The organism is Oceanobacillus iheyensis HTE831 (genome assembly GCF_000011245.1).
Taxonomy (GTDB): Bacteria; Bacillota; Bacilli; order Bacillales; family Amphibacillaceae; genus Oceanobacillus; species Oceanobacillus iheyensis.
The window spans coordinates 1214373-1237642 of the sequence record NC_004193.1 but is presented as its reverse complement, the minus strand read 5'-3'; the positions used below and the strand labels follow the sequence as shown (position 1 = coordinate 1237642).

Annotated in this window: 17 protein-coding genes; 3 read left to right on the top strand and 14 right to left on the bottom strand. The window is 34.9% G+C overall.

Annotated features, from left to right (window positions below; translation table 11 throughout):
* Positions 1 to 9 precede the first annotated feature (9 nt).
* The 4 genes from addA to OB_RS06205 form a co-directional block, all read right to left on the bottom strand.
* Positions 10 to 3741, bottom strand: coding sequence for a helicase-exonuclease AddAB subunit AddA (addA, locus tag OB_RS06220; protein WP_011065581.1), 3732 nt, complete (start codon positions 3739 to 3741; stop codon positions 10 to 12).
* Positions 3734 to 7234: a helicase-exonuclease AddAB subunit AddB gene (gene addB / locus OB_RS06215; protein WP_011065580.1), complete on the bottom strand. Its 3501-nt coding sequence runs from the start codon at positions 7232 to 7234 to the stop codon at positions 3734 to 3736. The genes addA and addB overlap by 8 nt, the downstream gene beginning before the upstream one ends.
* A gap of 80 nt (positions 7235 to 7314) precedes the next feature.
* Positions 7315 to 7857: a signal peptidase I gene (gene lepB, locus OB_RS06210; RefSeq protein ID WP_011065579.1), complete on the bottom strand. Its 543-nt coding sequence runs from the start codon at positions 7855 to 7857 to the stop codon at positions 7315 to 7317.
* Between the two features lie 72 nt (positions 7858 to 7929).
* Positions 7930 to 8568 carry a TVP38/TMEM64 family protein gene (locus OB_RS06205; RefSeq protein ID WP_011065578.1) on the bottom strand — a complete coding sequence of 213 codons (639 nt, stop codon included), beginning with the start codon at positions 8566 to 8568 and terminating at the stop codon, positions 7930 to 7932.
* A 184-nt stretch (positions 8569 to 8752) separates the two neighbouring features.
* On the opposite strand from OB_RS06205, the gene OB_RS06200 reads away from it, so the two are divergent.
* A complete protein-coding gene (locus OB_RS06200; RefSeq protein ID WP_011065577.1) occupies positions 8753 to 9145 on the top strand; it encodes a hypothetical protein in 393 nt (130 codons plus the stop codon).
* Here the strand turns inward: OB_RS06200 and OB_RS06195 are convergent.
* From OB_RS06195 to OB_RS06175, 5 genes are all read right to left on the bottom strand, one after another.
* Positions 9096 to 9605 carry a competence protein ComK gene (locus OB_RS06195; protein WP_011065576.1) on the bottom strand — a complete coding sequence of 170 codons (510 nt, stop codon included), beginning with the start codon at positions 9603 to 9605 and terminating at the stop codon, positions 9096 to 9098. The genes OB_RS06200 and OB_RS06195 overlap by 50 nt on opposite strands.
* Positions 9606 to 9760: 155 nt before the next feature.
* Positions 9761 to 11308, bottom strand: coding sequence for a fatty acid--CoA ligase family protein (locus tag OB_RS06190; protein ID WP_011065575.1), 1548 nt, complete (start codon positions 11306 to 11308; stop codon positions 9761 to 9763).
* A gap of 187 nt (positions 11309 to 11495) precedes the next feature.
* The gene (locus OB_RS06185) at positions 11496 to 12440 is read right to left on the bottom strand and encodes an aminoglycoside phosphotransferase family protein (protein ID WP_011065574.1); all 945 of its coding nucleotides are present in this window, start codon (positions 12438 to 12440) and stop codon (positions 11496 to 11498) included.
* A gap of 203 nt (positions 12441 to 12643) precedes the next feature.
* Positions 12644 to 13639, bottom strand: coding sequence for a lipoate--protein ligase (locus tag OB_RS06180; RefSeq protein ID WP_011065573.1), 996 nt, complete (start codon positions 13637 to 13639; stop codon positions 12644 to 12646).
* 83 nt (positions 13640 to 13722) lie between these two features.
* Complete coding sequence (locus OB_RS06175) at positions 13723 to 14457, bottom strand: MBL fold metallo-hydrolase (protein ID WP_011065572.1); 735 nt, start codon at positions 14455 to 14457, stop codon at positions 13723 to 13725.
* Positions 14458 to 14572: 115 nt separating this feature from the next.
* On the opposite strand from OB_RS06175, the gene yhfH reads away from it, so the two are divergent.
* A complete protein-coding gene (gene yhfH / locus OB_RS17930; protein WP_017796304.1) occupies positions 14573 to 14704 on the top strand; it encodes a protein YhfH in 132 nt (43 codons plus the stop codon).
* 160 nt (positions 14705 to 14864) lie between these two features.
* Positions 14865 to 16682, top strand: coding sequence for an oligoendopeptidase F (gene pepF, locus OB_RS06170; protein WP_011065571.1), 1818 nt, complete (start codon positions 14865 to 14867; stop codon positions 16680 to 16682).
* Positions 16683 to 16762: 80 nt separating this feature from the next.
* On the opposite strand, the gene OB_RS06165 is transcribed toward pepF, so the two are convergent.
* The 5 genes from OB_RS06165 to OB_RS06145 form a co-directional block, all read right to left on the bottom strand.
* On the bottom strand, positions 16763 to 17311 hold the full coding sequence (locus OB_RS06165; RefSeq protein ID WP_011065570.1) for a GNAT family N-acetyltransferase: 549 nt from the start codon (positions 17309 to 17311) through the stop codon (positions 16763 to 16765).
* A gap of 159 nt (positions 17312 to 17470) precedes the next feature.
* Positions 17471 to 18877 (bottom strand): protoporphyrinogen oxidase, encoded by a 1407-nt coding sequence (hemY, locus tag OB_RS06160; protein WP_011065569.1) that lies wholly within the window; start codon positions 18875 to 18877, stop codon positions 17471 to 17473.
* Entirely contained in the window at positions 18874 to 19812 is a 939-nt protein-coding gene (gene hemH / locus OB_RS06155; protein ID WP_011065568.1) for a ferrochelatase, read from the bottom strand. The genes hemY and hemH overlap by 4 nt, the downstream gene beginning before the upstream one ends.
* Positions 19813 to 19834: 22 nt before the next feature.
* Positions 19835 to 20872: a uroporphyrinogen decarboxylase gene (hemE, locus tag OB_RS06150; RefSeq protein ID WP_011065567.1), complete on the bottom strand. Its 1038-nt coding sequence runs from the start codon at positions 20870 to 20872 to the stop codon at positions 19835 to 19837.
* A gap of 102 nt (positions 20873 to 20974) precedes the next feature.
* Positions 20975 to 23146: a transglycosylase domain-containing protein gene (locus OB_RS06145; RefSeq protein WP_011065566.1), complete on the bottom strand. Its 2172-nt coding sequence runs from the start codon at positions 23144 to 23146 to the stop codon at positions 20975 to 20977.
* Positions 23147 to 23270: the final 124 nt, after the last annotated feature.

Here is a 23270-nt window from a genome sequence, read left to right as displayed (position 1 = left end):
CTCCTCCTATCAATCCCTGTACGGTACTTCTATTAATAACTGCTGTGAAAAGAAGTAAAGATACGTTTGCTCTACAGGCTGCTTCCAAATTTGCTCAATTGCTCGCCTGTATAACGTCATTTGCGTTTGATAACGATGTATTAATTCCTGTTCTTTTTGAGAAGTAGGGTTGTCTTCAATAAAGTCTGTTTTATAGTCTAAAATAATCCAGCCTGTATCCGCCTGAAGTAAACAATCGATTACTCCCTGTATAAGTACTTTTTCATTCGATTGATCTTTCCAGTTGGCATAGACTTCACTTGCCGGAAGCATGATACTAAATGGGACTTCCCGATGCATATCATTTCCACTGATAATTTTTGACGCAATCTCCGTGTGAAAGAACCGCTCGACTGCTCGAATATTAATACTATCTGCTTCCATTCGTGTTAGCTTTTCTTCGAGCACCATTTTCTCTATATTTTCTTCGATCTCTGGTTCTGACAATACATGTGTCATCGGTAAATGTTGCATAACTGTGTGCAATGCTGTACCTTTTTCAGCTGGAGATAGTTTCAGTTTCTTCTGTAAGAAATTAGGTCTCTTCCCGATTGGACCATGTGATGGCGGCAAGATTTGTTGGTCACTATAGTCATCCTTTACCTCTTGTTGCCTTTTTAATTCCGTCACTGATTGTTTCGCACGAAATACTGTTGCTTGTTTATAAGCATATTCATATGACAATCGCGCGTCTACATCGTTCTTTAAACCTTCTTGTTCGGTTTCTACGCTTTCCCAATTAAATACTTTTTCTTTCAAATTGTCATCGTTATCCATAGAAGAGTCTTTCATGTCCATATAATCTAAAGCATGATTCATTGTAATTTGCCAATCTGATGGATCCTGATTAATGGATTCCAAGACTTGATTTCCTATATTTTCAGTCCTGATTTTTTCTGATCCAACATGCCTCAATAACGCAGGCCCTACCCAGTCAAGATACGTTTTCGATTCCATACGAAAATATGCTGGTAACACCCAACTTGGATGATCAACAATACGTTGCCATTTTTCAAGTTTTTTCTCTATAGAAGGAACCGTCCCTACCATTAATAGTTTTTCTTTTGCGCGTGTTAACGCAACGTATAACACACGTATTTCTTCGGATAACATATCCCGAAATTTAGCTTGTCTTACAGCATGATAGTAAAGAGTAGGATATTGAATTCGTTTAACAGGATCAATGTATTTACTGGCAAATCCTAAGTCTTTATGAAGAAGATATTTCTCTGATAAATCCCGTTGATTAAATTCTTTATTCATTCCTCCTAGAATCACGATAGGAAATTCCAATCCTTTACTCTTATGAATGGTCATAATCCGAACAACATCTTCCTGCTCACTTAAGGCACGAGCAGCTCCTAAGTCCTTCCCTCTTTCTTCCATTCGTTCGATAAATCGTAAAAAACGATATAAACCGCGGAAAGAAGTTGATTCATACCCTCGAGCTCGGTCATATAAAGCTCGCAAGTTGGCTTGGCGTTGTTTTCCACCTGGTATGGCACCAACGAAATCATAATAACCGGTCTCCCGGTAAATATCCCAAATCAGTTCTGATAAAGAACCCTGTCGAGCAGACTGACGAAAATCATTTAACATCTCCATAAAGCGTATTAACGACTTTACAGTGTCACTATTATCTTGCTCATTTTGTAAATAGCGCTGAACAGCTTCATAAAAACTAGCTTTTCGATCAGCTAATCGAATGGAAGCAAGCTGATCTTCTTCTAGCCCGATAATTGGTGAACGAAGTATGGAAGCTAATGGAATATCTTGTCTAGGGTTATCGATGACTTTTAAAAAGCTTAACATCACTTTAATTTCTATTGCTTCAAAGTAACCCGTAGACAAATCTGCATACGTTGGTATACCTTGCTGTTGTAGCTCATCAGCAATTGTTGATGCCCATGTCATCGATCGCATTAAAATAACGATATCCTTATATTGTAAATCCCTTTGTTTACCTGTTGCTTTGTCGACTACTTGCATTGGAATTTCATCTTCTGGTGTACCTATCCAATTTTTAATTTGTTTCGCATAGGCTCGGGCTTCAATCTGAGCTTTTTCTAAATCTTCCACTGTCTCTTCATTGTCGGATTGTTCAACGTCTTCACTATTGTTATCAATTAATAGTAATTCAGGCTTTGCTTCTAGTGGATGGTCGTCATACATCTTATTTCCGTATATAAGTTCGGCTGCATCATCATAGCTAATTTCCCCAAGATCTTCATCAAATAATTGACGAAAGATATAATTCGCACCTAACAGGACATTTTCTCTGCTTCGAAAATTTCTCGCTAAATCTATTCGAATCGATGGGTCGTCCGAATTAGAAAAACGTTTGTACTTATCTATAAATAATGATGGTTCAGCATGACGGAAACGATAAATACTTTGTTTCACATCACCAACCATGAACATATTTCCGCTTCCTTGACGATCACTAATTAATTGTAAAATGGTTTCCTGTACCATATTTGTATCTTGGTATTCATCAACGAGCACTTCTGTAAATTGCCTCTGTAACTGCATCGCAACCGTTGAAGGGATCACTTCTTCCTCAGTTGATGATTCATCGATTAAAATTTGTAAGCAATAATGTTCTAAATCTGAAAAATCAACTACAGCTTTTTCTTTCTTCACTTTTGCAAAGGAATCCTGAAATTGTTTTACTAATTCAACAAGATGTTTAATCACCGGTGCGAGCACTCTCATATCATATACATGTGCATCTAAATTTCTAGCAAACCATACTTCTTGCATTTTTTGAAATCGCTTCTTATAACTATCACGTAACTTTTTCACCTTCGTTTTTTTCTCTTCATCACAGTCTACTTTTTTACCAGATAGTTTACCGAACTTCACTTGTAACATAGACTGTTGAAGATACTTCCATGATTCCATATTTTTCAGTGCTTCTTGGATGATAGCCTTTTCCTCTTCGATTGTTTTTGCATAATGATAAGGTCCATCAGCTTCTTGTGTTATGGAATAAGCGATATCTATTTCTTGACTAACCGCATCCAATTGTCGTGACACTTCATCTCTTAATACATTCATCCAAGGTAATTCTTCTTCCGTCCATTCTTCTGGTATATTATACGTTTGCACCAGCTTATCTAGCCATTGGTTTGGCCATGGACTTTGCATTGCAAATGTATGCAAACTTCGAATTAATTCTTCCATCTCTGCATCCGAACGATCACTTGTAAATCGATTAACAACCTCAAAAAAACTGTCTTGATTTGGATTAGAATCTCCATACCATTCTTCTAATAAATCATCAAGCACTTCTTGCTTCAGTAAATCCATTTCCATATCATCCGCAATCCTGAACGAAGGGTCAATATCAAGAATATATGCATTCTTCTTTACAATGTCCAGACAAAAAGAATGTAGCGTCGAAATAGATGCTCGTTGTAGTAAAGACAACTGTTTTTTCAAATGAATAGAGCTAGGGTTTGCGGCCAAAGCTTGTTCTAGAGCCGCTCCAACTCGGTTTCTCATTTCTTGAGCTGCAGCGTTGGTAAATGTCACTACTAATAATGCATCAATGTTTGTAGGATTATGCTCTGCCAACAATTTTTGAATAATTCGTTCTACCAATACAGCTGTCTTACCAGATCCAGCTGCAGCAGCAACTAATATATCCGAACCACTTGTATATATTGCCTCTTCTTGTTCCTTGGTCCAATTAACCATTGTTCTCCCCCTCCCTCTCAAACAATTGCAGTAAATCGTTCTCTTTGATATCCGCAAACTTACGATAATTATTTTCTTCTAATACTGGATCAAATTGGCATACCGAATGAAACGGGCAGTATGTGCATGCCTTCTGTTGTTTATGTTGATAAGGATTTACATCTACAGAACCATTGGTTATATCAATTCCGGCTGATTTCAACAGCTGATGAATATGGTTTTGCAATGTCTCAAATGTGGATTGATCTGCAATCTTAGAGTAACTATAAAATCCTCCATTTTTCTTTAGTGCTGCTGGGACAATTTGACTGGAACCTGTTTCTAATGATGAATCCATCATCTTCACTATCTCTTCATTGGATAAAAGTAAACCTTGCATTTTATATTGTTTAAATAATTCTTCTTCAATATCTGCTTCTGTCATACTACCTTTAGCAGAAATCATTGGATTGTGAACATGGAAATATAATACTCCAGCTGGATCTGCCTGTTGCCCTAACCATTTCTCCGAATGCGTTAATACAACATCTAAGTAAGCGAGCATTTGTAAAGCAATACCGTAATAAACTTCCGTTAAGTCTAATCCTTTTGAGCTTGATTTATAATCTATAATTCGTAAATATAAATTGTTTTCCAGTTCTGCTTTGTCTACCCGATCAATTCTCCCTCGTAATACAAGTTCATATCCATTCTCTAATAGCATAGATAGTGAAGGAATTTGATTGTTTCCATCACCAAATCCTAATTCCAATCCCACAGGAGAAAAATGGCTTAGCCTTGCTTGCTCACCTAATACAAATGTAGCTCGAGCAATGACTTCTTCTAATTTCTTCTGTATATACGCATAGCGATTGGAACTATGCAATATTTGATGTTGTAGCACAGGAGATAATTCAGTCACAGCACGATTCGCATAATGAGACGATTGGCTTTTGGTCAATGCAGAAAAATCATTTCCTTCAGCATGAATCCATTCTGTTATTTTCTTAAGTGCTTCATGAAACAGCTGACCGATATCTGGAGCATCTAATTTGTATGTTCTTCTCTCCTCTAAATTCAAGCTATATTTAGCAAAGTGTTGATAAGAGCACCTGTAATAAGTCTCTAACCTACTCACACTCGCTTGAATTCGCTTCGGATATAATTGTTCAACCGTGTCTTTTTGTAATGACTCAGGTTTATTTTCATAGTGTAGTCCTTGTAATACACGATGTGTCGTACCACCTTGTGGGTGATGTTCTACATACCATTGATATACTTCCCACCAAATTGGATCAATCGGATACCCTTTTTTAAACTTCGCTAATTGTGCAGTTAAGGCCGATCTTGATTTCAGTTCGGTGGATACGAACCTTCTTGTATTCGATTCATCTTCTGGATCTTGTAATAATATATGATTTTTGGTTGCAGGGAATAGCTCTTCGACTCGATGAATCAACTGAGAAGGCATTTTTGCTTTCCCTTCTTCATCACTTAGTAAATAACTGATTTTCAGTCTGTCTTTCGCAACCGTAAAAGCCAAGTACATATAGAACCAATCATCTAATAATTGCCGTTCGCTTGTATCAGCTAACTTCAATCCATTTTGTTCAAGCAGTAACCGTTCTGCTTCATCAATCATTCCATCAGATGTTGGTTTCATTGGCCAAATACCTTCATTCACTCCTAATAAAAAAGCACAACGTATATTACTCATTCGGGATCGATCAATTGTCCCTACAATAATATGATCCATACTCGGAGGGACATGGGAAAATTGCAGCGTTTCAATACCCGCATCTAAAGCAACTTGAAAAACTGATAAATCCATTTTCTCTTCCCCTGCAATCTCTACCATTTCATCAAATAATTGAATAACCGCATCCCATACTTGTTCCTGTTCCCTACCTTTTTCAGGCAATCCTTGATCATCATAATACTTTCTCGTTACTTCTAGTTGGTCGGGAATTTTCAGCTCTTCTAACCACTGGTACATCGCTATACAAAGATCTTTAACAGTGGTTGCTGCTCTTAATTGTTCATCCACTGTTGCAATAGCAGATATAACCTGATCTCGATAACGATTCATACTTTCTTGTAATTCTCTTTCTCTATCTGTCTGAGCAGAACTATCAAACCCACGAAAACGTTGGTATTTCCACTTGTTTTCACCGATCCACTGATGTCTAGATCGAATACCAAATTCAATAACATAATTTTCTAATTGATCAATACTATCCATAGTTAGAGGAAATTCATCATCTGCAGATGGTATGAGTCCTGTTTTTAAAACTCGAAAAATGGCATCATTTCTCCAATTTCCTTGTACAACCTCTAATATAGAACGAATTAATTCAATTAATGGATGATGAAGCATCGGACGTTTCTCATCAATAAAAACAGGAAGTTCATAATCATTGAAAATCGTTTCAATTAAATCATGGTAAACTTCTGGTTGCCGTATTAACAGTGCGATGTCTCGATAGCGGTATCGATTATCTCTGATTAATTCTAATACTTGCTGGGCTATACCTTCTACTTCTGCTCGTGGATGAACAGCTTCAAATATTTCAATTGGGACTTCGCCTTCATACGCTGGTGCTGGTCTTGAATCAAAATATTTCTCCATATGCGCAAAATAAGGTCGGTTTTGAAAATTCCCTTCCAGAGTATCTAATATAATTGGATCTTCTACCGGAACACCTGCTTCCCAAGCTAATTGTTTCAATACATGATACGTTTGGCTTGGTTGATAAAATAAATCCAGCTCAGATGCATCCTCTTTCCACGGATCATCTAATGTTAAAGCGACTGTGATAGAATTACTCGTTTTCATTAGTTCTGTAAGTACTGATTGTTCTTGAGGTGTAAAACTATGAAAACCATCTATGTAAATGTCCGCATTATTTAATATAGAAGATTGTTTAATTTGTTGAATTAACAGCTGTAGTTGATCTTCACTGTCTACATACGTTCCCTGTAACGCATATATAAATGTCTCATAAATATAAATTAAATCGCTAAGTTTACGCGTGAGCCCCTGCTCTGAAGGTGACTGGTGCACAAAGTCTGTAAGATGAGACTGCTGCATTCGTAGATCATCTGGTGTTATTTCATATCTTTTTAATTCGGTTAACATCGTCTCTAGTTGTCCTAGAAACCCTTGTTTTTTAAGCGCTTTTTGAAAAGCGTTCCAGTCCCCTTGTTTTTCTTCAATAATCTTCCTTAGCATCATTTGGATACCTACGGAGCTTATAAATTGTTTTGTTCCTCCACCTGTTTCCTGTAATACTCTCCAGGCTAACCTTGAAAAACTTACAATTTGCGCTCGAATACTTCCATTCGTTTCTGAATCACTAAATAGAGCAACTTCTTGTTGAAATGTCATTTGATCTGGAACAATGTAAAATATAGAAGGTCCTATGGGGTTAGTAGAAATTTTTTGTTTTATTTCTTTTAAAATTACTTCACTTTTATTTGTCCCAGAACGTCCTAATATGAACCGCATTCCCATATATTCCCCTCCTAAATTAAATAGAGCTTCTACCTATTTTATCAAAGATAGAAGCTCTGTCCTAATCGAAGAACTTTTTATTATTCATTTACTTTGCCGGTCAGTGGCCAATACGTTATGTCTACCTTTCCGACAATTTGATCAACGTCTATAAATCCAAACGATCGACTATCTAGACTGTCCTGTCTATTGTCTCCTAATACGAATAATTTCCCATCAGGAACTTCTCTTTCTCCTGTTAGTTGCTGGAGCGAAAAATCATTTGTAAATTTTTCAACCGAACTTGCTTCCTTATAAGTTTCTAAAAATCTTTCTTCCATAAATTCTCCATTAATATATAGCTTATCATGCTTATATTCTATCTTATCTCCAGGTGTTCCAATAACTCGTTTAACATAGTCTTCCTCCTTAGAAGCCCGAAAAACAATAACATCAAATCGATTTACATCCGATAATTCATATACAAATTTATTCACCATCAATAAATTCCCGTCAAACAGAGTAGGTTCCATTGACTTCCCATCTACGACATAATTGGCAAATAGAGTTGTTCTTAAAATAACTGCAATTCCAACCAAGAAAAGTAAAAGTAACAATACTCTTCGAATATTGAATTTTTTCACGTTGTTCCATCCTTCATCGAGTAATTATTATACATAATACCCTTGAAGAAAGTTTTTAACCCTTTTCATGATTTACATATTATTTTCAGCTGATTTTTTTTGTAATCGTTTTTCTAAGTATTTACCAAACATCCAAAAAATCACTATGCCTATACCTACTATTATTGTTCTTACTGGATTTTGAGCAAATTCCATTATACTCGAGCCAACATAAGATATGGAGAAAATCATTACCGTTTTACCTAAACAGACCGCTAATATAAATTGGTACATGTTAATCTTAGACAGTCCTGCCACAACATTGATTATTGAGGAAGGAGAAAAAGGAAAACATAGTAATATAAATAGTGGACCAAACCCATGCTTATCTACCCACTGAGTAATTTTTTTAACTTGACTATTTTTTCTAATTTTTTGTAGTAAACGTGTATTTACAAGCTTTCGTATGAGTAAAAATACGACAATAGCTCCTACAGTTGCACCAATCCAAGAATACAGAAAGCCTTGAAATAATCCATAAGCAGCAGCATTACCAAGGACAAATACGATTAACGGTAAGAAAGGTAAAAACGCCTCTAGGAACGGTAGTAAGATCCCAGGTAACGGTCCTAGTCCTTCATACTGATTTAATAGTTGAGAAATAAATTCCTCCCAACCTTCTTCTCTAATAAAACTTCTCCAATTCGATAGAGAAATACTCATGACATACATCCACGTAAGCTCCTATCATTAGACAACATTCTTTAAAGTTATTATATGGTATTAGATGGTATTTTAAAAGAAAAAGCTAATTAATTCCAATAATGAATCGTCACTCTAATTGGTAGATATTTTTTCATCTATAACATATAATAAAAATATACGAACATATGATCTGTATAAGAGGTGTGAATGCATGCGTTATATTACTGAGGAAAATACGAAAATAGCTTCAAGATATTTATTTTTATCCATGGCCATAATCGTAATCCGTCAAGATATAAAATATCATGATGAAGGACCATTTAAAATCAAGGAGATATATCTTCAGATGTTATCAGAAATGGAGATGGAAGCTGTCCGAGAGCGTAAACAAATCATTCGCACAATGAGAATAAATCAATTATCGGTTCTTCCATTAACAAAAGATGATTCTTTTTCAAATTTTTTATTTATATGCCAAGGAAAAGAAGAAAAGAAAAGTTATTTTAACCCAGCTATTCGTAAAAAAGTTGAAAAATTACTACAGGAGTTAATGTTTAAGAGTCTTTATCGTCTTCAGAATGAGGAGGCTTCCTCCAACGTTTAATTCGATCGTCTAAAAGAAATCTTATTTGCGCGGTACGTTGTAGTTGATTGATTAAAGAACCATGGGAAATATCAAGTGAAATTTTCGAACCATTTTTAAATAGTACACTTGTTTTTCCCTCTTCTTCTCTACGCACTTCTTTAATATGACTATGTGCGATCCAAGAACAGTTAGCATTACTAGGAGACTTTGTTGGGAAGAAATACATCCCACTTGCAGGATCAATTGTTATTGGTGCTTTATGTGTTATTCCACTAATTTCTCTTGTTCCCTCTTGACGCCCTTTCAAACTAGCCCCGAAATACTTGCAAGCATAATCAATGACATTGGTAGGTTTCGCTTCCAAAACATATTCCGCCTCCTCTTCTAATACTTTTGCAATATATCTTCCATTTTCATCTTGCTCCGATACGACCGCCAATGTAAATGGCGTGATTTCTAGATATTGCTGTTTCTTCATTTATTAACCTCCCTTACCAATTATAGTGACTTAATACCTAATATAACATATTATTAGTAAAAATGATATATTTTTACATAATTTTTAGAATAAATAGTTAAAAAGAAAACGAAGTTGATAATAAATGCCAATTTTCAACTTCGTAAGGAACTATACTATGAATTTGTAACTTGATCTTTAAGACTCTTCCGTAATATTTTTCCTGTCGTATTTTTCGGAAGTTCTTCAAGAAAAGAAATAGATTGAGGAACTTTATATTTTGCTAAATGTTGTTTACTAAACTCAATTAAATCTATCTCTTTCACATCCGAATTATCGACAACGACATATGCTATAACTGCTTCACCTGTTTGCGGATCTGGGACACCAATTACGGCAACTTCCACAACAGAAGGATGAGAATAGAACACTTCTTCTACTTCCCTAGGATAAACATTATAACCACCAACTAAAATCATATCTTTTTTACGATCAACAATATAAAAATATCCATCTTCATCCATTCTTGCCATGTCCCCTGTATAGAGCCAACCATCACGTATTGCTGCAGCAGTTTCTTCTTCCATTTTATAATAACCTTTCATCACATTTGGCCCTTGAACTACTAATTCACCTACTTCACCTGGTGGCAATTCATTCCCTATTTCATCAACCACTTTGTTTATAACATTAACAATGTTTTGTCCTATAGAACCTGCTTTTCTCGGACGATCTAAAGGATTAAAACAGGTTACTGGAGCAGCCTCTGATAAACCATAGCCTTCAGATACCTTTACATTAAAAGCTTGCTCGAATGATTCTAGTAAAGATACTGGCATAGCTGCACCTCCAGAAATACATAAGCGTAAAGAAGAAAAACTATCCACATTACCTTTCACACTCTGTAGTAAGTAATTATACATTGTTGGAACGCCAGCAAATACTGTAGCTTGATAAGCTCTAGCTACACGAAATACTTCTGTTGGCGAGAACTGAGGTAAAATAATGATTGTACCTCCATTTAATAATGGCGCATTTAATGATACAGTCAAACAAAAAACGTGAAACATTGGCAAGGCAGCAATTACACGGTCATCTTGATTAATATGTAAATAATTTGCGACATCTTGTGCGTTAGAGTACAGATTTTTGTGCGTAAGCATTGCTCCTTTTGGTTTTCCTGTAGTACCCGAGGTATACAAGATAACAGCTAAATCTTCTCCAACTAATTTTGGACCATTAAAAGGAAATTGACCATTAGTAATTACTTCTTGGAAACGTAATATATTTGTTGGCAGATGGTCTTTTTTTATAGATTCTGGAACTTCATTTCCACTTTCACAATTAATAATATATTCAAGCGCAGGTAGATCATCTACAATAGGAATAAATTTATCAATAAGAATATCCATTGTAATAATTCCTTTAACATCACCATCTTTTAACATAAAAGCCATTTCAGTAGGGGTATATAATGGATTCATTGGAATTACCGTTAATCCTAACCTTAGTGCCCCATGCAATCCAATCACATAATATGGACTATTCCCTAATACTAATGCGATATGATCTCCTTGTCTGAATCCTAATTTTTGGAGACCATCTGCAAACTTTTGAACCATACCCTCTAACTCACCATAGGTTGTTTCCTTATCGGTAAAAATATATGCAGTTTTTGTTGGATTCTCCCTAGCAGTTAGTGCTAACTTATCCGTTATATTCAATGTAAACTCCCCTTCTCTTTCATGAATGAATACTCATTCATTAAGATGTGAAAAAATAGAATTACGCTGATCGTAATTTCATATCTTTTCAGTCATTTTAAAATAATTATAAATTATATGAATTTAGTTTTCAATAGAAAGCGCTAACATTTTAATGAAGGTCGTTACTATTATCTCTACTGATACATTATTCCAGATCAAATTCTCTTACTAATTCATTTATATAATTTAATATTTCTACTTGTTGATCATTACTTATATCCTCATATAACAACTGTTCTATGAATTCCCATATATCTTCTAAATTACGTCGATAACGATAAAATTTTAAAGCATCTTCATTAATAACATATCTTTTATGGATCTTATAGTAAGTACTTATGAATTTATCAAAATATGGTTTATCTATTAAAAACATGATATCCGCTTCTACTGGTGCTAACTTTAATCCTTCCCAATCAATTAATATAAGTCTAACTGTTTGCATTAAATTCCAATTGTGTAAGTCAGTGTGACAAAGAGAAAAATCTAGATTACTGGACTTTAATTGATTTGATAAATTTTTAATAGTTTCTATTCGATTAACTAATGTTTGTCCATACGTAGTAATTGATTCTTTGATAATCTGCGGGAATTCTTCTAGTTTTTTCTGTAATACTATTTCAAAGTCATTTAAAAAAGGTAATTCAAAGTCCTCCACCATCAAGTTAGTTGAAAATGGAATCTGATTACTTCCATAAGAATGAAGTGTAGATATAATTTCTGCTAACTCTTGAATTTGTTTTTCAGACAAAGTGTTACTTCCAACTGTACCTCCATCAATATATGTATAAAGTAAGTACACATTACAATCATCTTCACATTTATAATCCCCTTCAAACGTAGATATTGGTAGGGGTATTTTCCCATTCAATTTTGTTTGATTATCTAACCAGACCAAGATCGTAGCATATTGGTTAATGAAAGCAGTAAGTTTTGAAGTTGAAGATCTAGACTTTTCATACACTTTTAAAAAATAAGCATTATTACTATCTGATATTTTATAAGCTAATGCTGCCCAGCCACCGTTTAAAGCAACTGTTTTTATTGGCTTTATACCATAATGGAAATTCAAAATTTCATTAAGCTTCATAGCTATTCCTCCTTAAACATATTTTATCTTTATAAAGTGAAACTTCATTCAATCGGATTTTGCTCTTGCCTCACTGTATATTCATCAGCCTTTTTTTACCACCTTCACAGCTTTCAAGTACCAGATAAAAAAACCGAGTTATAACCTTGTAGTAGTTATATAACTCGGGATTTTTATTATATCTATTAAAAAGTTATCCTACCTTAATAAAGCAGAGAAATGAATTCTTCTTTTGTAATTCTACCTAAATAGTGGGACACATCAACATCCTTTAAAGCTTCTTCAATCGATTGACGATTATGACGTATACCAATCAAGTGATTTTCTAATTCATTAATTAAGCCTATTCCAAAGAAGTCACCGTAGATCTTACAGTTTTCGATCATACCTTTTTTTACATCTAAGCGTACATCTACAAGTCCACCTTGAAATTTTTGTGATTCTTGGAAATTAAATGAAGGAGATTTTCCATAGTTCCATTCCCATTTTTGATAACGTTTTTCTGATATTTCATGGATTTTTTTCCAGTCTTCATCTGTTAATACATACTGTGGTACGTCGTTCACATCTTCTACGTCAAACACATGTGTTAAAATTAATTCTTTAAATTGCTCCATTGTTATTTTTTCATCGAGGAATTCTGCGATATTAGCTACTCGACTACGAATGGATTTAATTCCTTTTGATTCAATTTTAATTTTTTTCACCTTTAATGCTTTTGTTAATTCTTCTAGTTCAGAATCTAACATTAAAGTCCCATGACTAAACATACGCCCTCTAGTAGAGAACATTGCATTACCAGATATTTTACGTCCATCTGCTGCTAAATCATTTCTTCCCTGTAATTCCGCTGGTACACCAACTTTATTTAATGCATCCACCACAGGCTGTGTAAATTTCGCGAAGTTTTGAAAGCTATTCCCATCATCCTTTGTAATGAAGCTAAAGTTAAGATTTTGTTCATCATGGTATACTGCTCCCCCACCTGACAAACGACGGACAACCTTTATACCTTTTTCATCTACATAATCTGTATTTATTTCCTCAATGGTATTCTGATTACGGCCAATAATAATGGACGGGCTATTCACATAGAATAGAAGATATGTATCTTTTTCACCAAAGTTTTCTAAGATGTATTCTTCAATGGCTAAGTTAATACGTGGATCGGTAATGCCTTTATTATCAATAAATTTCATTGTAAAACCTCCCATAATTCACATATTTATATGCTTTCTTTTATTGTAGAACAATCCTTTCACGTAATCAAAAGAAATAGACCTTAATTCCCATACCACGTCCAACCTTCTCTTGCAATCTCTATTGGACCTTGATAAAAGCGTTCTGCTTCCTTTTTTAATTGGTGTAAATCTCCAAACTGAGGTAGATGACTTAAAAGCAGTTTGTTTACATGAGCATCTCTTGCTATCATTCCAACTTGCTCACTATTCATATGTCCAGGTTTGGAACCGTCTTGTCCAGCAAAATAGTTACAATCTGTTATAAATAAGTCACATCTATCAGCAAATTCCGTCCATTCTTTCATAAAACCACTATCAGCAGTATATACAATTGATTCTTTTCCATCTGTAATTCGCATACCATAACAAGGTACAGGATGATACGTTTGTATAAAGTTGATTTCAAAAGGACCGATCATTAACTTATTTTCTGGATTATATTCTATTCCTTTTGAATACGTATGAGTTAATTTTGCAAACCCTTCTTCATCTTCTGCATGACCATATATCGGTACAATATTTTCATTACCCTTTACATAATAATTAATTAATTTTGCATATTGAAATACACCAATATCAGCCACATGATCATGATGATAATGCGATAGTAGAACAGCATCAATCTGTCCTACATCAGTATATTTTTGCAGTTTAGATAAAGCACCGCTACCTATATCAATTAACAAACGAAAATCTCCAGATTGAAGTAAATACGATGATGTAGCACCATCTACCGCGGGATAACCGCCCCAACATCCGATAACTGTTAATTTCATCTATAACACCCTTTCAAAATTTTTAAAATTTGTTGTAACACAGCATTGACTTTTGCATACTGTTATAATACAATACTTTATAAGAAATCAACATTCAATTTAAGGAGGCTTCATCATGATTGGAATTGTCGAATTCTTTAGAAACCTACCAAAGAAAAAATGTGTTCAGTGTGGTCAGGATATGATCATTGAAAAAGCAGATTGCTACGGAAATATCTGTGATGAATGTGATCACCCTGCTCGGTAAATAGTATATCAAATGATTTATTGACAATGTTATTCGAATTCTTCTCAGCAACTATTATATTAATAGTTGCTTTTTTTCTGGTTAAAATCTATTATTCTTATTTTATTTATATTATAATTATTTTGAGTTACGAAATAATTAAATGAGAAGAGGGATATTCATGACAACAACAAGCACTTCGCGTTTATTACGTAAGGAAGTACCTACAGAAGAGACATGGAATTTAAACGATTTGTTCCCTACGTTTTCTGACTGGGACAAAGAACTCCAATCCATTCAGGATGATATTGATTTGGTTACGAATTACAAAGGTAGACTAACAAAAGATGCACAAACACTATTACAGGCAATTCATGAACTTGAGGCATACCAACAGCGTGTCTTTCATGTCATTGTTTATACCTCGTTATTAACAAGTGCAGATGGAACTGATCCAATTAATCAAAGTGCTTCCTCGAAAGCATCCTCCGCATTAGCCGATATTGAATCAAAACTTGCATTTATAGATTCCGAAATACTTCACCTTACTAGTAAAGACATTGAGGACTATATAACAGAACAACCAAAATTAGAAAATTACCGTAAATGGTTGAATGATATTATACAAGAAAAACCACATAAACTTTCTAAAGAGGTGGAGGAAGCACTAGCTGTATTCGGTGAATTATTCGAAGCGCCTAGAAATATTTTTAGTATAAGTAAAGCATCAGATATGCAATTCGAATCCATTTTTAACAAAGATGGCGAAGAATTACCAATGTCAGAGGCATTATACGAAGAGAACTTTGAATATAGTGAAGACACTGCTGCACGCAGAAATGCTTATGAATCATTTAAGAAGACTTTTCAGCAATATAAAAATACTTATGCGACTACCTATGCAACCGAAGTCACAAAACAAGTAAAAACAGCTAAATTAAGAAATTATAATTCAGTTACAGATATGCTTCTTTCTTCGCAAGATGTATCCAAAGAAATGTATGAAAACCAGTTAAATGTAATCCAAAAAGGTTTAGCTCCACATATGCGTCGTTATGCTAAATTATTGAAAGAAAAACTCGGCGTTGATGAATTACGTTATTGTGATTTAAAAGCACCACTAGATCCGGACTTCAACCCTAAAACAACGTATAAAGAAGGAACAGATACGATTTTAGATGCATTAGAGGTCATGGGTACAGAGTACATTGAAATTATGAAACAAGGAATAAATAACCGTTGGATTGATCGTTCCGAAAACGTTGGAAAAGCAAATGGGGCATTCTGTTCTAGTCCATATGGAGCCCATCCTTATATTATGGTGACGTGGTCCGATAATATGAGAAGTACATTTATTCTTGCGCATGAATTAGGACATGCGGGACATTTTTATTTAGCAGGAAAACATCAAACATTATTGAATACGCGTCCCTCTACTTATTTTGTAGAAGCACCTTCAACATTAAACGAATTATTATTAGCAGAACATTTAATGAATCAACATCAAGATGATCCTCGAATGAAACGTTGGATTATCACGCAACTGTTAGGAACTTATTATCATAACTTCATCACGCATTTATTAGAAGGTGAATTCCAACGAAGAGTTTATCAGTTGGCAGAAGAAGGTGTACCATTAACTGCGGACAGGCTATGTAAAGAAAAACAAGAATCATTAGAAGATTTCTGGGGAGATACTGTCGTATTTGATGAAGGCGCAGGGCTTACTTGGATGCGTCAACCTCATTACTATATGGGCTTATATCCTTATACGTATTCTGCTGGTCTGACGGTTTCCACAGCAGTTGCAAAACGAATTAAAGAAGATGATCAACCTGCTGTAGATCAATGGTTGAATGTACTAAAATCTGGTGGTACTAAAAAGCCTTTGGACTTAATTAAGGATGCTGGGATTGATATGTCAAAACCTGAAAACATTCAAATTGCAGTTGATTATGTTGGTTCACTCATTGACCAACTCATTGACAGCTACGAATAAACAAATGAATCATTAGTCAAAATCGATCTATCATTGTGTAGAATTTCGCATCATGATAGATCGATTTTTTTGAGGTATATTTATTTTTGATTTAACCACTCTGTTTGCAGTAATCCATGAACAATTCGATCATGATATACCCCTTGTAAATATTCATAATCACGAATCGTTCCTTCTTCTACAAAGCCTAATTTTTTTGGTATTTGTAAGCTTTTTACATTTTGCTTAGCAACGTTGATTTCCACTTTGTTTAACTTTAACATTTCAAAAGCGTAATTTATCAATTGTTGTGTAGCAATTGTGATACAACCTTTACCTTGAAATTCTTCTCCTAGCCAATAACCTATCTCCGTTTTTTTCGCTTTCCAGTCTATAAATAAATATCCAATTGCACCTACTAACTGATCTTTATACCAAATCCCCATCCAAAAGCCATTATTATTACTATATCGTTCTAGTGATTTATCAATAAACTCTATCGTATCTTCAATTTTATCTGTGTACAGAGGAAACGATAACCATTTACTCAAATATGCTCGGTTTCTTTCTATTAATGGATATAAATCAGATGCATGCCTTCTTTCAAAGATAGATAAGTACAAGTCTTTACTAATATCTATGTGGAACAACTTCCTCTCCCCCTGCCCTATTTACTTCATCCTACCACAATAGAACCGTTATTTTACATACAAAAAAACACTGGTCAAAAACCATTTAATCAAATGTTCATACTAACTAAAGATTAAAAAGTTAGTCCGATTAAACGATTTTATATTCCAGTGTTCCAATTATTTGATCAGATTCATTGCTTGATGCGCACTTGATTTTCCATGTTCAATACAATCTGGAATACCTGTACCATCATAAGAACTTCCTGTTAAAACAAATCCAGGTAAATAATGATCAATATAGTGACGTACTTCATGAACAATATCAAGATGTCCTACATGATATTGCGGGCGAGCATTTTTGAATCTTGTAACCTCATAAAACAGAGGTTTCCCTTTTATTTTCATAACTTTATTTAAATCTTTCAATACTATTTCAGTAATCTCCTCATCCGTCAGATCTACAACACCTTGATCATCTGGCTTACCTACATAGCAACGTAGAAGAGCTTTACCGTCTGGTGTCGTATTCGCCCACTTCCGATGTGTCCATGTGCAGGCAGTTATACGATAATCACTGTTTCTTGTTATTAAAAATCCTGTTCCATCTAAATCACGTTTTATCTGTTTATCATCAAATGCTAATATAACGTTAGCCGTAGATGTAGCAGGTATTTTGTTTAGTTGTTTCATTGGCTCATGCTTACTTAACATCTCCGGAACCTTCGTATGAGGGGCAGTCATAATAACGACATCAGCAAAAAGGACCTCTCCGTTATTTAGTAATAAATGGTACCCATCTTCCTTTTTTTCAATATGATCTACAGCTCGATTACATTGAATAATACCATTTAAGTGACTGCTCAACGCATCCACAAGTGTTTGTAAACCACCTTCAAATGAGAAAAACATGCCAACAGAGGGCTTTTTAGAAGTTTTTTTCGTTTTCGAAGCTGGCATGGTTTTCTGTAATCCTTTCATTACACTACCATACTCTTGTTCCATGCGTTCAAAAATTGGATAAATTGCTTGTAAACTCATTTGATCAATATCTCCGGAATGTATGCCTGATAATAAGGGATCGATTTGATTATCAACTAGTTCATCACCAAATCTATGTCGCATAAAACTACCTAAAGACTGATCTTTAGCACCCTTTGATTTTGGCAAGACTACATCCATTAATGCTCGTAATTTTCCACGTGTAGATATCGCCTTTGAGTTTAGTAAAGGTTTTATTTCTTTTGGAACCCCCATATAGGCTCCTTTTGGCATTTTATGTAATTTATTTTTTACTAATATATAAGACTGTCCAGTAGAATTTCTTACAACTTTACTTTGAATGTTCAGTGAGTTTACTAATTCCATAGCAGCAGGCTTTCGAGATAGTAATGAGTCTGGTCCTCTTTCAATCGTGAACCCATCACGTTTTACTGTATGAATTCTTCCACCAACTCGGTCCGACGCTTCTACTAAAGTGATATCAATTGGCAATTCTTGCGCTTCTTTTTCTTTTTGAAGATAGTAGGCGGCGGATAGACCTGTAATTCCGCCGCCAACAACAACAACCTTCTTGTTAGTGGTCATCTAACTTCACTCTTTGCTTTTTTCATTACAACATTTGCTAATGTCTCAATGAACTCAGGATGAACATTTGGCATATCTGGGCGATAATAGCTTGCACCAATCTCATCACATACAACTTTACACTCATAATCATTATCATAGAGAACTTCCAAATGATCCGCTACGAAACCTACTGGAGTATAAATAAATGCTTTATATCCTTCACTTTCATATAACTCTCTCGTTAAGTCCTGCACATCTGGACCAAGCCAAGGATCTGGTGTATTGCCTTCACTTTGCCATCCTACTGCATAATTTTTTACATCCGCTTCTTCCACAATTAGTTTTGCAGTTTCTTCTAGTTGATGCTTGTATGGGTCACCATCTTTAAGAATTTTTTCAGGAAGACTATGTGCAGATACAATTAACACAGAATTATTTCGCTCTTCCTCCGTCATTTCTGCATAAGTTGCTTTTATTCCATCTGCCCAGAACTTAATAAAACCAGGCTCAGTATACCAATCTTCTACGGAATCTAATTGAATGCCATACTTTTCAGCTGTTTCATTTGCACGCTTATTATAAGATTTAACACTGAAAGTAGAATAATGAGGTGCTAGAACAAGAGAAATAGCTTCTTTAATACCATCCTTTGCCATCTCTTCTACAGTATCCTCGATAAACGGATGAATATGTTTTAAACCAATATATGCTTTAAACTCATATTGGTCCTGATTCGCATTCAGTTTCTTCTCTAATGCCTTCGTCTGTTCTTCTGTAATCTTTGCTAATGGAGAAATTCCTCCAATAGCTTCATAGCGTTCTTTTAAATCCTGTAATGCTTCTGGATCAGGTTTTCGGCCATGACGAATATGTGTATAATACGGTTCAATATCCTCCTCTTTATATGGAGTTCCATATGCCATTACTAATAATCCGATTTTTTTCTTTTCCATGTTACATACACCTCTTTAAAATTTACTTCTGTTTGCTATAATTATGAACCAACTCTGTTAATTTCTTTAATGTAGCTGGTTCAATATCTGGTGTTACCCCATGACCAAGATTGAATACATGTTTGCCTGATTGCATACCTTGATCTAAAATCTGCTTCGTACGCTGTTCAATTGTTTGCCAATCTGACAATAAAATAGCTGGATCTAGATTTCCTTGAACAACTTTCGTTACTCCCATTTCTCGTGCTTCATTAATAGAGGTTCTCCAATCTAAGCCAATTACATCCACGGGCAAATCATTCCATTCCATAAGCAAATGTCTTGCTCCTACTCCAAATGTAATGAGAGGCACTTCATGTCGTCTTAATTCAGAAAAAATCCTCGTCATTACTGGTTTAATAAATACACGATAATCTTCTGCATTTAATGATCCTACCCAAGAATCAAATATTTGTATCGCTTTAGCACCTGCTTCTACTTGAGCGTCTACATAACTAATAATCATGTCACTTAATTTATCCATTAATGCAAACCAAGTTTCAGGCTCCCGATACATTAATGCTTTTGTCTTAGAATAATTTTTGGAAGGCCCACCTTCTATCATATAGCTTGCTAATGTAAATGGTGCACCACTGAAACCTATTAGAGGAACTTCTAGTTGCTCTTCTGTCAATAATCGAATCGTATCTAATACGTAAGGTACGTCTGAGACTGGATTAATTACTCCAAGCTTTTCTACGTCTTGTAAATTACGTATTGGATTATGAATTACGGGGCCAATACCACTTTTAATTTCTACATCCACACCTATATAAGGTAATGGGGACATAATATCTTTATAGAGGATAGCAGCATCTGTCCCGTAATTTTCTACCGGTAAACGAGTGACATACGCACATAATTCTGGTTGGTGTGTAATTTCAAATAGTGAATATTTTTCTTTCAACGCACGATATTCTGGCTGAGATCTTCCAGCCTGGCGCATAAACCAAGCTGGCGTATAATCCGTTTCTTCACCTTGATAAGCTTTAATAATTGTATCATTTTTAATTATAGACATTTCATTCATCCTTTATATTCTCTTATCTTCATAGTCTACTATAGCTATTAAATACTTGAGTGTATAGGGAAGGCAGGTGTTTGTCATCAATTTGCCTCATTTTTACCAACTAAACGTCACAGAATCTGACTTGGTTCCTTCCATTTTTGTGTTCGGATCGTAAGGAACAACGTAATATTTATTGTTTTTAAACCAAACATTGTCAATTGTATATTCGGTTACTCCTTTTACTGCATCAATAAGTTTATCTTCACCTTCTGACTCTTGATAAATACGATAAACAACACGTTCATCAGATGAACCATTCCAATTAAGATTTCCTTTGATTATCGAAAATCCTCCAAATTCATAGTTGGCGGTAATATCCGAAATTGTAGGTAATTCAATTGGTTCTGGAAGTGGTTCAACATTCTCAGGTATTTCAAAACTGCTCGACATTTCTCGATCTGTTTGCCTATCTATTTCGGTTAAAATTTTCTTTGTTAAAGATGTAGGATAAGAACTACCGCCTGTTAAGTAATGATCTTTATCTGTGCTATCATACCCCATCCACATAGCACTTACATATTCAGGAGTATATCCAACAAACCAAGCATCTTTCGTAGCACCATCTACAATTGTATGTTGTGTAGATCCAGTCTTTCCTGCGAGTGCTTTAGTAAACTCACCAGAAGAAGCCGTTCCAGATAGCACAGTATCAGATAACATTTCTGTCATATTCCAAGCGACTTGACTAGTAAATACATTTTCCCTCTCTAACGTTGATTCATATATCACTTCTTCGTTTCGATTTTCAATACTGGATATCGATGTTGCTCGGGTTAAATCACCACCGGAGGCAAAAGCCTGATAGCTCTGCGCCATTTTTAAAGGAGTTACTCCATACTTAAGACCACCTAATGCTATAGATAAACCATCATCCTCGAGACTAATACCTAGTTTTTCCAAATAACCCTTCGAGTAGTCAATTCCAAGCTCATCCAATAACCAAACAGCCGAAGTATTGGTCGACTCCATAATGGCTTGATAAATAGGAATTTCACCTTTATACTCATCATTTGCATTGACAACATTATATTCTTCCGATTTTTTATCTGGAATCAAAGTGAAAGGAGTATATACATCCCCCTGCATTAATGCAGGTCCATATACAGCTATAGGTTTAAAAGTGGAACCAGGTTGACGATTAACTACAGTTCGATTTAAATCTCCAATTTGGTAATCTCTCCCACCAATTGCAGAAACAACCCGAGCATTAGTAGCATCTAACATCACAAATGCTCCTTCCACACCTTCCGTATTTCCAGGGAAATATGCATCGTTTTGCATTTCTGAATATGCAATCTGTTGAATTTCAGGGTCCATATAAACAGTAATGTCATACCCACCCGTTTGTAGTGCTTCAACAGAAAGTTGATGTTTCTCTGAAGCCTCTTTCATTACGAGATCAATATAACTATCCACCCATGGATCAGAAGCTTTCGGTTCTTGCACAGCAATACCTAAAGTTTTTTCTTCCTCCGCAACTCGTTGTTCAGTACTCAAAAATCCTGCATCTTCCATTGAATGTAAAACAACATTCCTTCGTTCTAGCGCACGATCTGGATGATTAATGGGAGAATACCCGTTTGGACCTTTCATTAATCCTGCAAGCATTGCTCCTTCAGCTACAGTTAATTCATCAGCTGATTTGGAAAAGAAATACTTTGAGGCAGTTTGAATACCATAAATACCTTGACCGAAGTAAACTTCATTCACATATAACTCAAGAATTTCATCCTTTGATAATTCCCTTTCTAAATATAAGGCTGCCATTGTCTCTTTTATTTTCCTCGACCATGTTTTGTCATTGCTCAAAAATAAATTTTTAGCAAGTTGTTGTGTAATCGTACTTCCACCTTCAACTTTGCTCATCGCAATAATATCACGGTATACAGCTCTGCTAATTGATTTAAGATCAATTCCTTGATGTTCATAAAAACGCCTGTCTTCAATCGCGATAAAAGCTTCTTTCACATGATCTGGTAGACTGTCTAGATTTGTAAACTCCCTATTTTCTTTATATAATGTCCCAATTACTTCTCCTTCTTCTGTTCGTATTGTCGTTTTTAAATCGAGAATCAATTCTTCATCATTTGCTATAATTTTTCCACCTAATAAAACGACACCATATCCAAGAAGTAGTAATATAAAAAGAGAGGCAATTGCAATGAAAAACCATTGAGTTTTCTTTTTGTAAGCTAACTTATTTTGCTTACGCTTTTCCATTCTCATAACTTCACCTCTAGCTGTGTACATTTACATTATACGTCATCATTCGTCAATATTAAAGAATATAGTCTCTATTAATTAATAATCATTTTAATTAATATGTGTAAAATTGAATTTTGCAGGGTAA